At 38.8% G+C, this 12469-nt stretch carries 14 protein-coding genes; 13 read left to right on the forward strand and 1 reads right to left on the reverse strand.

The features are described 5' to 3' along the window. Nucleotides 1–317: 317 nt before the first annotated feature. The 13 genes from dapA to HUV91_RS15705 all read left to right on the forward strand — a co-directional run bounded on the left by dapA (nucleotide 318) and on the right by HUV91_RS15705 (nucleotide 11832). On the forward strand, nucleotides 318–1214 hold the full coding sequence (gene dapA, locus HUV91_RS15645; RefSeq protein ID WP_130075221.1) for a 4-hydroxy-tetrahydrodipicolinate synthase: 897 nt from the start codon (nucleotides 318–320) through the stop codon (nucleotides 1212–1214). Between the two features lie 12 nt (nucleotides 1215–1226). Then, nucleotides 1227–1835 carry a lipoprotein-34 precursor (NlpB) gene (locus tag HUV91_RS15650; protein ID WP_130075222.1) on the forward strand — a complete coding sequence of 203 codons (609 nt, stop codon included), beginning with the start codon at nucleotides 1227–1229 and terminating at the stop codon, nucleotides 1833–1835. Between the two features lie 37 nt (nucleotides 1836–1872). Continuing rightward, nucleotides 1873–2592 (forward strand): phosphoribosylaminoimidazolesuccinocarboxamide synthase, encoded by a 720-nt coding sequence (gene purC, locus HUV91_RS15655; protein ID WP_130075223.1) that lies wholly within the window; start codon nucleotides 1873–1875, stop codon nucleotides 2590–2592. A gap of 418 nt (nucleotides 2593–3010) precedes the next feature. After that, nucleotides 3011–3403, forward strand: coding sequence for an RcnB family protein (locus HUV91_RS15660; protein ID WP_130075224.1), 393 nt, complete (start codon nucleotides 3011–3013; stop codon nucleotides 3401–3403). Between the two features lie 312 nt (nucleotides 3404–3715). Beyond that, nucleotides 3716–4078, forward strand: coding sequence for an RcnB family protein (locus HUV91_RS15665; protein WP_130075225.1), 363 nt, complete (start codon nucleotides 3716–3718; stop codon nucleotides 4076–4078). Nucleotides 4079–4130: 52 nt separating this feature from the next. Next, nucleotides 4131–4241: an RcnB family protein gene (locus HUV91_RS16655; RefSeq protein WP_228721888.1), complete on the forward strand. Its 111-nt coding sequence runs from the start codon at nucleotides 4131–4133 to the stop codon at nucleotides 4239–4241. 169 nt (nucleotides 4242–4410) lie between these two features. After that, nucleotides 4411–5763, forward strand: a complete 1353-nt coding sequence (gene argA / locus HUV91_RS15675; RefSeq protein ID WP_130075226.1) for an amino-acid N-acetyltransferase — start codon at nucleotides 4411–4413, stop codon at nucleotides 5761–5763. 332 nt (nucleotides 5764–6095) lie between these two features. Beyond that, the gene (locus HUV91_RS15680) at nucleotides 6096–7055 is read left to right on the forward strand and encodes a sulfonate ABC transporter substrate-binding protein (RefSeq protein ID WP_174494026.1); all 960 of its coding nucleotides are present in this window, start codon (nucleotides 6096–6098) and stop codon (nucleotides 7053–7055) included. Between the two features lie 95 nt (nucleotides 7056–7150). Next, complete coding sequence (locus HUV91_RS15685) at nucleotides 7151–8083, forward strand: sulfonate ABC transporter substrate-binding protein (protein ID WP_174494121.1); 933 nt, start codon at nucleotides 7151–7153, stop codon at nucleotides 8081–8083. A gap of 18 nt (nucleotides 8084–8101) precedes the next feature. Further along, nucleotides 8102–9277, forward strand: coding sequence for an FMNH2-dependent alkanesulfonate monooxygenase (gene ssuD / locus HUV91_RS15690; RefSeq protein WP_174494027.1), 1176 nt, complete (start codon nucleotides 8102–8104; stop codon nucleotides 9275–9277). Next, entirely contained in the window at nucleotides 9274–10083 is an 810-nt protein-coding gene (gene ssuC, locus HUV91_RS15695) for an aliphatic sulfonate ABC transporter permease SsuC (protein ID WP_174494028.1), read from the forward strand. The genes ssuD and ssuC overlap by 4 nt, the downstream gene beginning before the upstream one ends. An 11-nt stretch (nucleotides 10084–10094) precedes the next feature. Further along, nucleotides 10095–10889, forward strand: coding sequence for an ATP-binding cassette domain-containing protein (locus tag HUV91_RS15700; RefSeq protein WP_174494029.1), 795 nt, complete (start codon nucleotides 10095–10097; stop codon nucleotides 10887–10889). 331 nt (nucleotides 10890–11220) lie between these two features. Beyond that, a complete protein-coding gene (locus tag HUV91_RS15705) occupies nucleotides 11221–11832 on the forward strand; it encodes a TetR/AcrR family transcriptional regulator (RefSeq protein ID WP_174494030.1) in 612 nt (203 codons plus the stop codon). 70 nt (nucleotides 11833–11902) lie between these two features. On the opposite strand, the gene HUV91_RS15710 is transcribed toward HUV91_RS15705, so the two are convergent. Then, the gene (locus HUV91_RS15710; protein ID WP_130075232.1) at nucleotides 11903–12466 is read right to left on the reverse strand and encodes a 5'-nucleosidase; all 564 of its coding nucleotides are present in this window, start codon (nucleotides 12464–12466) and stop codon (nucleotides 11903–11905) included. Between the last annotated feature and the right edge of the window lie 3 nt (nucleotides 12467–12469).

Raw genomic sequence — 12469 nt, forward strand, 5'->3', positions numbered from 1 at the left:
CTTAAAACTTCAAAAATAGAGTAAAACTTAGCATTTGGGCTTAAATTTATGCGCTCATACCACGTTATAAAAATTTGCTTTTAAAACCTGAAAGTCATTTTAAAGCATTAAAAATGTGTTGTATTTGTTGCTTTTTATAAAGTTTTTCATTGCTTTGACTAAAGCATATTGTTCTCACTCACTGAATCAGTCATAATTTGCATAAGCATTATGCAATTTTTTAACAATTGATTGTTTTTTGCTCAAATCAAAATACGCAACCATTCTTATCGTATATGTCATACCCTGCGAATGGATAAATAGGATATTTTTTCAAAATGACTCAGCAAGCACAGATTCAAGGCTCAATTGTCGCAATCGTCACCCCCATGTTAGAAGATGGCAGCGTAGATTGGAAGGGTCTCGAGAAGCTCGTTGAGTGGCACATAGAACAAGGCACTAATAGTATTGTTGCAGTCGGTACAACTGGCGAAGCTTCTACTCTTAGCATGGCAGAACACACGGAAGTAATTAAAGAAATTATTCGTGTAGCCAATAAACGTATCCCCATTATTGCCGGTACTGGTGCAAACTCAACACATGAAGCGATTGAGCTCACCAAAGAAGCGAAAGAACTCGGTGCAGATGCAGCACTTCTAGTGACTCCTTACTATAATAAACCAACACAAGAAGGCTTATTTCAACATTATAAAGCTGTAGCAGAAGCAGTCGATTTACCCATTATTCTGTATAACGTACCAGGACGTACTGGTGTCGATATGCACAATGAAACCGTCATTCGTTTAGCAGATATTCCACACATTGTTGCCATCAAAGATGCAACGGGTGATGTACCTCGTGGTAAAGCACTCATCGAAGGTCTACAAGGTAAAGACATGGTGGTGTATTCAGGTGATGATGCAACTGCATGTGATCTCATCGCTGTTGGTGCAAAAGGAAATATCTCAGTAACTGCCAATATCGCACCAAAAATCATGAGCGAACTTTGTGCAGCTGCATTAGCAGGTCAAACTGTTGAAGCGAAAGCCAAAGATGCACAAGTTGCAAAATTAAACAATATTCTATTTTGTGAATCTAACCCAATTCCAGTGAAATGGGCACTCCATGAAATGGAATTAATTGGTACAGGTATTCGCCTGCCATTAACTCCACTTGCAGAACAATACCGTACCCCTCTGCGTGAAGAACTCAAAGCAGCGGGTATCATTAAATAAGAGCTTAGTATTATGCAATTACGTTTTGGTTTAACCCTTGCCCTATCAGCTTTAAGCTTAGCGGGTTGTAGTTCACTTGGAATCAAAAATGGTTCTTTGGATTATAAAGATACAACCAGTGTTGAAACGCTTAAATACCCTGAAGGTACAACTGTTAGACCAGCAACGCCATTGTACCCAGCGCCAGTGATTGACCCGCTTGCTCTTCAACACGCACCAAAGTTTGAAAATAAGCGTGGTAATCGCTACGATGTACCTCGCCCTGAAGTGACACAAACTACTACATTACAACAAAGCCAAACTGATGCATCTGTAACTACAGGTCATCCACAACTTTTAACCGATGGAAATGCTAATCCACTGCTTAAAGTTGACGGAGATTCTGCTATAATTTGGCAGTATGCATTAGCCACCCTCAGTAGCTTAAATTATAAGGTTGTTGGTGAAAGTAAAAATGCGACTGAGGTCACATTTAAACTAAATGACAAAACTTATATTTTAAAATTAAGCTCTGTAGGTTCAAGCAATACCATTGCTTTGTTCAATGCAGACAATACTTTTGCAGATAAAGAGATCGCTGCAGAAGTATTGACCCAGATATACCAAAACTGGCCAGCCTAGTCGTTCTAGGCAATTTTTTTTTGCAAAAGGTTCCCCCATGTTAAAACAAACCTTGCTCTATACTGGTAAAGCGAAATCCGTTTATGAAACAGATAGCGCAGATCATCTAATTCTAGTTTTCCGTGATGATGCTTCAGCATTTAATGGTGAAAAAATAGAGCAACTAGATCGTAAAGGTAAGGTGAATAACCGTTTTAACGCCTTTATCATGGAAAAATTGGCTGCGGCTGGTATCGAAACTCACTTTGAAAAACTGCTTTCTCCAACTGAAGTTTTAGTGAAAAAATTAAAAATGATCCCTGTAGAATGCGTAATGCGTAACTACGCTGCAGGTTCATTATGCCGTCGTTTAGGTGTTGAAGAAGGTATCGAACTTACACCACCTACTTTCGAATTGTTCTTCAAAGATGACGCTTTAGGCGACCCAATGGTGAACGAATCTCAAGCAATCGCTTTAGGTTGGGCAACTGCTGAACAATTGGCTCAAATGAAAGAACTCACTCAAAAAGTGAATGTTGTACTTAAAGACTTGTTCGCTCAAGGCAACATGCTTCTTGTTGACTTCAAACTTGAATTTGGTGTGTTCCACGACCGTATTGTTCTTGGTGATGAATTCTCTCCAGACGGTTGCCGTTTATGGGACAAAGACACCAAGAAAAAACTCGACAAAGACCGTTTCCGTCAAGGTTTAGGCGGTGTTGTCGAAGCTTATGAAGAAGTTGCTGCACGTATTGGTGTAGATTTATCTGATATCTAATATTGGATCATACTTCAAAAAACCGAGCTTTTTAGCTCGGTTTTTTATTGGATCAGAACTTATTGTTTATTTTAAATGTCTATATTTGATTTCATTTTTATGATTTGAAAATAAAAAGTGAAGAGCAGTCTAAACACAAATATTTCTGTTAAAACAGCAGAAAATTCTCAAAAAATGACCAACATATTTCTTTTGATATTCCTTGTTACACTTCGTTTTTGAGTCTATGAAATATAAAATCTACAGATTCATGCCTAGGTGAACGCTGTCATTTTATTATATGATGCAAAGGTATGACACGATGTATTCTTATTATCTCTGTATTTTTAAAGGAATAGTCAATTTTTCTTCACAGTTTCTCTGCAATTTTCTTGTAGAGTGATCAGTGTAAGAATAACGATACTTAAGAGGGCTTATCATGAAAAAGATGTTGACTGCATTAGCAATTTCTTTCAGTGTTTTGGCTACAGTCAGCACAATGACGCATGCAGGTCCCCATTACGATCGTGATGGCTATGAACAGCGTGGTCATGGGAATAAAAAAGGATTTCGTGATTTTCAACAGGATGATGACCAAATCAAAGAACAACGCCGTGAACGTGAAGAACGTGGTGTCCGCCGTTTGCAACAACACAAATGGCAAACAGGCTATGTGATGCCACAGCATTATCGTGGTAATCGTTATAAAGTAGACTATAAAGACAGTAATTTACCAAAGCCGTCTCGTAATCAACAATGGTACAAAATTAATAATGATTACATTTTAGTCGATTCAGACAATAATAATATTGTCAGTATTCGTGGTATGTAACCCGCTATGTCATCATTTACCCAAGCATCTGCTTGGGTTTTTTATTTTTTATGTAATGCCATATACCATTTACGTGCAATGAGCTGCAAGGGTCTCGACAATAAAGAATAATAAGTCCCATTACAACTCATCTAAGTTGATCATTCTTTTAACATATCCTATTTTGAGGAAGACAAGCTAAATAGGTTTATTTTTGTCTTCATCAAATCTTCATATATTTCACAATTCAACTAAATCTCCCTCACCGTTTATCTCCAATTGTTGCGTAAATTGACTTTATCGAAAGAAATTTAAAACATAATGGAGTATCTTATGAACAAGGTCATCACCGGCATTGCTTTATCTCTCAGCGCATTCATAGCAACTTCTGCAATGGCTGCTCCACAAGATCATCAAAATAATTACCGTTATGCACAACAAGCAAAATGGGATCAAAGACATGATCACCGTTGGGACAATAATCGTTATGAACGTAATCATCGTGTGAATCCAAGCCGTGAATGGCGTTCAGGACAATATTTACCGAGCCAATTTAGTGCTTCACGTTATCAAGTCAATTATAAAAACCATCGTCATTTACCTAAGCCAGGTAAATATCAACAATGGTATCAAGTAAATGGTGATTATATTTTAGTCAATGAACGTAATAATCGTATTATTCGTATCATTGGTTAATGCAATATTTTTCTTGAAACTTCAATTAGCCCAACTTTGTTGGGCTTTTTACATGTATAAAAGCTTAAGTAAACCAAGCAAAACTCAACAGTGGTACAAAGTTGATGGTAAATATGTCTTGATCAATACGACAAATCATAAAATTGTCAAAGTGATCGGTTAATGTAAGATTCTCTCCCAACGCTTTATATCTTATAAACAAGGTATAAAGCTTTTTCCTAACACCTGAGGTCTATGTAAAAGACCTCAGGTGTTTTTTTCTCTGCACTATGCCGAAGCAGTATTTTTTGTTTAGAATTACCTATTGAATACCACACATTGAGATGGGCAATATGCAATCTGAACATACTGAAATCACCCACAGCACAACACAGCAATATGTGCATTGGTTTCGCCATTCAGCACCCTATATCAATGCCCATCGTGGTAAAACATTTGTGCTGATGTTTGGTGGTGAAGCGGTTGAACATGAAAATTTTCAACATATTATTCATGATATTGCCCTCCTACACTCCTTAGGTATTCGTCTGATTTTAGTGCATGGTGCACGCCCACAAATCAATGAAAACTTAAAAGAAAAAGGCATTCAAAGCCCAATTCATATCAACCGTCGTGTCACCACACGCGAAGCTTTAAGCTGTGTGATGAATGCAGTAGGTTCAATTCGTCTACAAATCGAAGCATTATTGTCTATGGGACTTGCCAACTCTCCTATGTTTGGCGCGCGCATCGATGTCGTTTCAGGTAATTTTGTCACCGCTAAACCCTATGGCATCCGCGATGGCGTAGATTTTCAACTGACAGGTGAAGTACGTACCATTGATACAGAAGCCATACAACGTCATTTGGACAATCACAATATCGTCGTTCTCGGTCCAACAGGTTACTCCACCACGGGGGAAGTCTTTAACTTATTGGCAGAAGAAGTTGCCACTAAAACGGCGATTCATCTCAAAGCAGATAAGTTGATTTTTTTGGGTAATCAGCAAGGTTTGATGAATGAATTTGGACAACTATTACGTGAAATTACGCCGCATCAGCTCGATCAACATATTTTAAAATACCAAGATTCAAATTTTGAAATTGCATTACATTTGCACAATGCAAAAGAAGCTTCACTCAAAGGTGTGCATCGTGTGCATTTACTGTCATATGCTTATGATGGCGCATTGATTGAAGAACTCTTTACCCGTGATGGACATGGCACCATGATCACCGATGCCCATTATGAAGAAGTCCGTATGGCAAATATTGGGGATGTCGGCGGTTTAATTAATTTATTAAGACCACTCGAAGAAGAAGGTATTTTGGTTTACCGTTCTCGCGAACGTTTAGAAAATGAAATTGAGCAATTTGCAGTGATTGAACGTGATGGTACGATTCTCGCTTGTGCCGCACTCTACCCTATTCCTGCCGCAGCCAATGAAATTCGATCTGCCGAAATTGCCTGTGTTGCCGTTCATCCAAGTTATAGAAAATCTAATCGTGGCAGTCAAATTTTGCATTTCTTAGAGGAAAAAGCCAAACACATGCAAATTCAACAACTCTTTGTGCTGACGACACGCACCGCACATTGGTTCTTAGAACATGGTTTTGCAGCTGCGAGTGTTGATGATTTACCTGAAGCACGACAAGCGTTATATAATTATCAACGCAATTCCATGGTATTTAATAAACGTATTTAACCCCATACAAAAGCGCTTTTATCTTCATTTTTGCTAAGGATATTCTTTCAGATACTGAAACATACTGAATTTATCCTTAGTCAATCTTCTGCTTTATATAGGTATTTATTTTATAAAAAGATTTATTTCATAATTCTCAATCAATTAGAAAAACAATGTGCATTTTAGCACTGTATTTTATTTGCACAATTTTAGATAAGTTTGCCACTTTTATTTTTATCTTTTTTTTTTATGTCTAATCATCAAAATCTTATTTTTTGGAAAATAGAATTATCTCTAAGCTGATGCTCATTCACTTTGTTCAACATTGAAAGTTTAGGAGCATCCTGTTCATGGCACATCTTTTTCAACCTTCTTGGAAAAAAATCACACTACTGAGTGCCAGTCTTGCTGCGATCATGATGCTTACTGCATGTTCTAAACCAACAGAAACGACCACTTTAAATATTGGTTATCAAAAATATGGTCTATTGCCCATTATCAAAGCCCGTGGCGACTTAGACAAAGCTTTAAAAGAAAAAGGCGTCAATGTGAAATGGGTCGAATTTCCTGCTGGCCCACAACTGCTTGAAGGTCTAAATGTCGGCAGTGTGTCTTTTGGAGAAGCGGGTGAAGCACCGCCCATCTTTGCTCAAGCAGCGAACTCAAATTTAGTTTATGTAGCAAACCAACCTGCTGCACCCAAAGCAGAAGCTTTGATCGTACCCAAAGATTCATCGCTTAAAACTATACAAGACTTGAAAGGCAAACGAGTTGTTTTAAATAAAGGCTCTAACGTGCATTACTTACTGTTAAAAGTCTTAGAAGCCAACAACTTAAAGCTTGAGGACATTGATGTGGTGTATTTACCACCTGCTGATGCACGTGCCGCATTTGAAAAAGGTGCTGTCGATGCTTGGGTAATTTGGGATCCATTCTTTGCGTCTGCTGAACAACAACTCGGTGCAAAAGTTTTAGCAACAGGTGAAAACCTCGTAAGTAATCATCAATTTTATTTGGCAGATCGTAAATTTGCTGAACAGCATCCTGAAATTTTAAAAGCAGTGGTGAATGAGCTCAATACCACCACACAATGGGTATCTCAGCATCAAACTGATGCGGCAAAACTGTTAGAAAAACAAACTGGATTATCTGCTGATATTCTCTCTACCTCAATTTCTCGTATGGGCTTTGGTGTAAAACCAATTTCCAATGAAGTGGCAAAAGAACAGCAATATGTTGCCGATGCCTTTTATCAACAAAAACTTATCCCAAACAAAATCAATATCCAAGCAGCTATTTTGGCGAATTAAAACCCAATAACATCACACTAACTGAGGACACATACATGACCCAACATCAAAATGATACACACGCAACATCATGGTTACACGCTTCAGGTCATGGCATGACCGCCATGTTACTTGCTTGTGCGATGTTGGGCACAACTGCAGTTTGGGCAGTAGATCCGAGCGTCAAAGAGTTACGCATCGGCTTTCAAAAAAGTTCGATTAACTTCGCCATTGCCAAGCAACAAAAGTTATATGAAAAAGAGTTTCCAAATGCCAGAATTTCTTGGAATGAATTTCCTGCAGGACCACAAATTTTAGAAGCATTGGCGGTGGGTTCTATCGATGTAGGTGTGACAGGCGATACACCACCTGTCTATGCACAAGCTGCCAATAAACCCTTGTATTACATTGCTTATGAAGCTGCAAAGCCTTTGGCATCGGCCATTTTAGTCCCCAAAACTTCGAAGTTGACTCAACTCAGTCAATTAAAAGGCAAACGTATTGCTGTTCAAAAAGGCTCTAGTGCGCATTATCTCTTGGTACAAGCTGTACGTAAAGCAGGCTTACAGTGGACAGATATTCAACCGATTTGGCTCAGCCCTGCTGATGCACGAGCAGCATTCCAAAAAGGGGCGGTCGACGCATGGGCAATTTGGGATCCTTATTTTGCCTCTGCACAACTCGAAGACAAAGCTAAAGTATTGGCTTCAGGTCAAGGCTTAAGTCCAAATTATACGTTCTATTTGGCTTCGCCTGAGTTTGTAAAGAAAAATCCCCAAGCAGTGAATAGCATTATTCAACAAATCAATGTTGCAGATAAATGGGTGCAAACCAACCGCACAGCAACAGCACAAAGCATTGGACAAAGTACAGGTTTAAAACCTCAAGTCAGCCAAGTTTTTATTGAACGACGTCCAAAACCCTCTCGTGCTGCACCATTAACTGCCCAAGTCATCGCAGATCAGCAACAACTCGCAAATCGTTTTGCTGAACTCAAAATTATTCCAAAACCGATCAACATTAAGCTAGCCGTTTGGACTGGTAAATAATCAACAAGGACCTGAGCAATGAAAATTTTTTGGTTTATTCCAACACATGGTGATAGTCGCTATTTAGGTACAAGCAAAGGCGCTCGCCAAGTAGATCATGCTTATATGAAACAGATTGCGGTTGCCGTAGACAACTTAGGCTATGAAGGAGTCTTGATTCCAACGGGACGTTCTTGTGAAGACCCATGGATCACGGCCGCAAGCCTGATTGATGCAACAAAAAATTTAAAATTCTTAGTTGCATTACGTCCAGGGGTCACAACGCCTGCATTGGCTGCACGTATGGCAGCAACTTTTGACCGCTTATCGAATGGTCGTGTCTTGCTTAACCTTGTTACAGGTGGTGATGAAGAAGAACTCAAAGGTGATGGTTTATATGAAGACCATGCCACACGCTATAAAACTGCAGCAGAATACACCACCATTTGGCGTGAAATTTTAAAACGTTCACATACCAGAGAATCTTTTAGTTTTCACGGTGAACGCCTCCATGTCGATGATGCTAAATTGCTTTATCCACCGATTCAAACACCCTATCCCCCACTGTGGTTCGGCGGTTCTTCTGAAGATGCCATTGAACTTGCAGCAGATCAGGTCGATACCTATCTTACATGGGGAGAACCACCAGCTGCAGTCAAAGAAAAAATTGCCGTGGTCAAAGCACGTGCTGAAGCCAAAGGTCGCCAACTCAATTACGGTATTCGCTTGCATGTGATTGTGCGTGAAACCAATCAACAAGCATGGCAAGCCGCAGAAGAGCTGATTCAATATGTCGATGATGCCACCATTGCTGCGGCACAGAAAAAATTCCAACAAATGGATTCTGTCGGTCAGCGCCGCATGGCTGAGTTACATAATGGTGATCGTACCAAACTCGAAGTTTCACCTAACCTTTGGGCAGGTGTGGGCTTAGTCCGTGGCGGTGCAGGTACCGCATTGGTTGGTGACCCACAAACAGTGGCAGATCGTATCCAAGAATATGCTGATTTGGGTATTAGTACTTTTATTTTCTCAGGCTATCCACACTTAGAGGAATCGATTCGTTTTGCAGAATTGGTATTCCCATTGTTGCCTTTGCAAACACGTCAAAAGCTCACTCAACCCAACTTAACAGGTCCTTTTGGTGAAATCGTTGCCAACAACTATACACCTGAGGAAAACAAGCAAAAAGCACCTGAAAAGGAGCTTGCATGACGACCCAGCTCAAAAATAAAAGCACCACAGTTTCACGTGAAACACCACAATTTTGGCAGCGATTGCTGCCTTGGATTGTGCCCATTTTACTGATCATTGTATGGCAAATTGCTTCAAAAACAGGAATGCTTGAAAGCCGTGTTCTTCCTGCGCCAAGTGCTGTGGTGAGCGCCTTCTGGACGCTATTGGTCAGTGGTGAACTTTGGCAACATGTCAAAGTCAGTGCAGGTCGTGCCCTACTTGGCTTATTGGTCGGTGGCGGTTTAGGTTTATTGCTTGGTCTGCTCAATGGTTCATCCAAAATTGCATCAAATTTGCTGGATACCACTTTGCAAATGATCCGTAACATTCCTGCACTCGCATTGATTCCACTCGTGATTCTTTGGTTTGGTATTGATGAATCAGCAAAACTATTTTTAGTGGCTGTAGGTGTATTTTTCCCAATTTATATCAATACCTATCATGGTATTCGCTCAGTCGACCCCCAATTGATTGAAATGGGGAAAAGCTATGGTTTAACACGTTGGCAACTGTATAAAGACGTTATTTTGCCTGGCGCGATGCCCTCTATTTTAGTCGGTTTACGTTTTGCATTAGGTTTAGTGTGGGTTCTGCTAATTGTCGCTGAGACCATTTCTGCACAATCTGGTATTGGTTATATGACTATGAATGCCCGTGAGTTTTTACAAACCGATATCGTATTAGTCGGTATTTTACTCTACGCACTTTTAGGCAAATTAGCCGATGTCTTGGCACAAGGATTAGAACGCTATTTATTGCGTTGGCATTCAGGTTATCAAAAATAAGGAATACACTCATGACCGATTTAAGCATCAGCCAATATGTCAATCATTTCGATATTTCAGACCATGCACAAGGCACACCAACCAAGTCAGGTGCAGAAATTCACATCGAACAATTGCATAAATTTTATGATGACGTCAAAGTGCTAGAAGACCTTGATCTCAACATTGAAGCAGGTGAATTCGTTGCCATCGTGGGACGTAGTGGTTGTGGTAAAAGTACCCTCTTACGTCTCATTGCCGATTTAGAACAACCCAGCTATGGTGAGATCAAATTCAAATCTGTGCAGAACTTTCGTGAAGGTATTACTTCAGATGATATTCGTGTCATGTTCCAAGACCCACGCCTTTTACCGTGGAAAAGTATTGCAGATAATATCAAACTCGGATTAGCTCAATCACAGCATGACAAAGCCGAACAATTATTAGAAAAAGTAGGCTTAAAAGAAAAAGCCAAACTGTGGCCATCTCAACTTTCAGGTGGACAACGCCAACGTACGGCACTCGCACGCGCATTATCACATACGCCACGTGTCTTATTGCTTGATGAACCTTTAGGTGCATTGGATGCACTCACACGCTTGGACATGCAGAATTTGATCGAAAAATTATGGTTAGAACAAGGTTTTACCACAATCTTAGTCACCCATGATGTCAGTGAAGCTGTGCAATTGGCAGATCGTATTATTTTGCTTGATCAAGGTCATATTGCGCAGCAATTTAAAATAGACCTGCCTCGTCCACGACAAAAAGGTGCTAAATTTGCAGAATTGGAACAACAAATTTTAAATGCGGTATTGTCGACTTAATTTTATAATAATAACTTTAAATCTCTTAAAGTTATTATTTTTTAAATTAAGCAACATGTTTTGTTAAATTGATTAAAAATTCTTAACAACCTAAAAATTTTTCTCTATTTAAAATTAAAATCAGCTTAAAAAAAAAGATTTATTTTCTTCCATATTTCCTACTGTATGCATTATTTTTGTGCATATAAATTAAATAAATACCTTTTTTGGATTAAATAATAAAACTTCATAATAAATGTGAAGAATATTTAAAAATAGTCACTTAGACCTGTGCACAAATCAGACATTTTACCGTACAATTTAGTGATTATTTTTTTAATTCAGTAATGCGATGGAACAAAAAAAGAGTGCTCAGAAACGACAGCAGTTGCTTAATGCTGCTTTAGACGTATTTTCTATTTACGGATTCAATGGTGCAAGTCTTGAGGAAATTGCCCAACTTGCTGAAATGCACAAATCCAATATTTTCTATTATTATGAAAATAAAGAAGCGCTATATGTTGAAGTCTTAACGACTGTGATGCAAAAATGGCTTGCTCCTTTACAAATGCTAGAAGCAGATTTAGAACCTGTTGAAGCGCTTAGTCATTATTTAACGACTAAAATAGAGGTTTCTCGTACACAGCCTAAAGCTTCTAAATTATTCGCTTTAGAAATTATTCAAGGCGCACCCCATATTTTACAGATCCTTAAAGGACCACTTAAAAAGCTTTTTAAACGTAAAGCAAAAGTGATTGCGACATGGCAAGAGCAAGGTAAAATTTCCGATCAAATTGATCCTGAGCTACTGATTATTAATATTTGGGGTTTAACTCAAAATTATGCTGATTTCAGTACCCAAATCGAGATGGTGACAGGTAAAACTTTAAAAAATAAAGTGATGTTCCAACGCTCTATTCAACACACGATTCATATGATTTTATACGGTGTCATCCCAAGATAATTTGCACAGGCAAATTCTTGTATGGCATACGACCATAGAACACTATGGTCGCCAAATTTTTTATTTGGGCTCAAATACTTTTATATAATTCTAATAACTTTTGTGCACCAAATAATAAATTTTCTTCCCAATCTAAATGTGCTGTGTCGTTAGCACCATCGGTAATATATTTTACTGAAATTAAACGTACACCTAATTTTTTACAGACTTTGGCTAAGGCATAGCCTTCCATATCAACCAAATTACACGATACTTTCGGTAAACTGATTTCAAAATTATCCCCTGTGCCACACACACCTTTGGCCAAATCCTTAAAGTATGGTTCTAAATGAATCGCACTTGGAAAATGCTCATCCATAGGGGTGACACCCACCTCAAAACCTAAAGGTGATACATCCATATCACGTTGTACAAAAGTGGTGACTTCCACCAACTCATGTGCATTAAATACAGAGCTCCCTGCTGTACCTAAATTTAATAAAGTTTTACATTGAGTGTTTTGGATAATTTCAAATGCTTTAAATGCAGCATTCACTTTACCAATCCCACTGTAATGTACCGCGATATTCTCTTGTTCGAATAAACCTTTCGACTCACTTGCGAGTGCCATCACTAAGGCTAAATCTTGTTTCATAAC

Origin of the sequence: Acinetobacter sp. Marseille-Q1623 (genome assembly GCF_902809895.1) — a bacterium.
Taxonomy (GTDB): Bacteria; Pseudomonadota; Gammaproteobacteria; order Pseudomonadales; family Moraxellaceae; genus Acinetobacter; species Acinetobacter piscicola_A.

What these genes read in the sequence shown, in the direction of transcription:
- dapA (WP_130075221.1), top strand. Translation starts at nt 318, where the DNA reads ATGACTCAGCAAGCACAGATTCAAGGCTCAATTGTCGCAATCGTCACC.
- HUV91_RS15650 (WP_130075222.1), top strand. Translation starts at nt 1,227, where the DNA reads ATGCAATTACGTTTTGGTTTAACCCTTGCCCTATCAGCTTTAAGCTTA.
- purC (WP_130075223.1), top strand. Translation starts at nt 1,873, where the DNA reads ATGTTAAAACAAACCTTGCTCTATACTGGTAAAGCGAAATCCGTTTAT.
- HUV91_RS15660 (WP_130075224.1), top strand. Translation starts at nt 3,011, where the DNA reads ATGAAAAAGATGTTGACTGCATTAGCAATTTCTTTCAGTGTTTTGGCT.
- HUV91_RS15665 (WP_130075225.1), top strand. Translation starts at nt 3,716, where the DNA reads ATGAACAAGGTCATCACCGGCATTGCTTTATCTCTCAGCGCATTCATA.
- HUV91_RS16655 (WP_228721888.1), top strand. Translation starts at nt 4,131, where the DNA reads ATGTATAAAAGCTTAAGTAAACCAAGCAAAACTCAACAGTGGTACAAA.
- argA (WP_130075226.1), top strand. Translation starts at nt 4,411, where the DNA reads ATGCAATCTGAACATACTGAAATCACCCACAGCACAACACAGCAATAT.
- HUV91_RS15680 (WP_174494026.1), top strand. Translation starts at nt 6,096, where the DNA reads ATGGCACATCTTTTTCAACCTTCTTGGAAAAAAATCACACTACTGAGT.
- HUV91_RS15685 (WP_174494121.1), top strand. Translation starts at nt 7,151, where the DNA reads ATGACCGCCATGTTACTTGCTTGTGCGATGTTGGGCACAACTGCAGTT.
- ssuD (WP_174494027.1), top strand. Translation starts at nt 8,102, where the DNA reads ATGAAAATTTTTTGGTTTATTCCAACACATGGTGATAGTCGCTATTTA.
- ssuC (WP_174494028.1), top strand. Translation starts at nt 9,274, where the DNA reads ATGACGACCCAGCTCAAAAATAAAAGCACCACAGTTTCACGTGAAACA.
- HUV91_RS15700 (WP_174494029.1), top strand. Translation starts at nt 10,095, where the DNA reads ATGACCGATTTAAGCATCAGCCAATATGTCAATCATTTCGATATTTCA.
- HUV91_RS15705 (WP_174494030.1), top strand. Translation starts at nt 11,221, where the DNA reads ATGGAACAAAAAAAGAGTGCTCAGAAACGACAGCAGTTGCTTAATGCT.
- HUV91_RS15710 (WP_130075232.1), bottom strand. Translation starts at nt 12,466, where the DNA reads ATGAAACAAGATTTAGCCTTAGTGATGGCACTCGCAAGTGAGTCGAAA.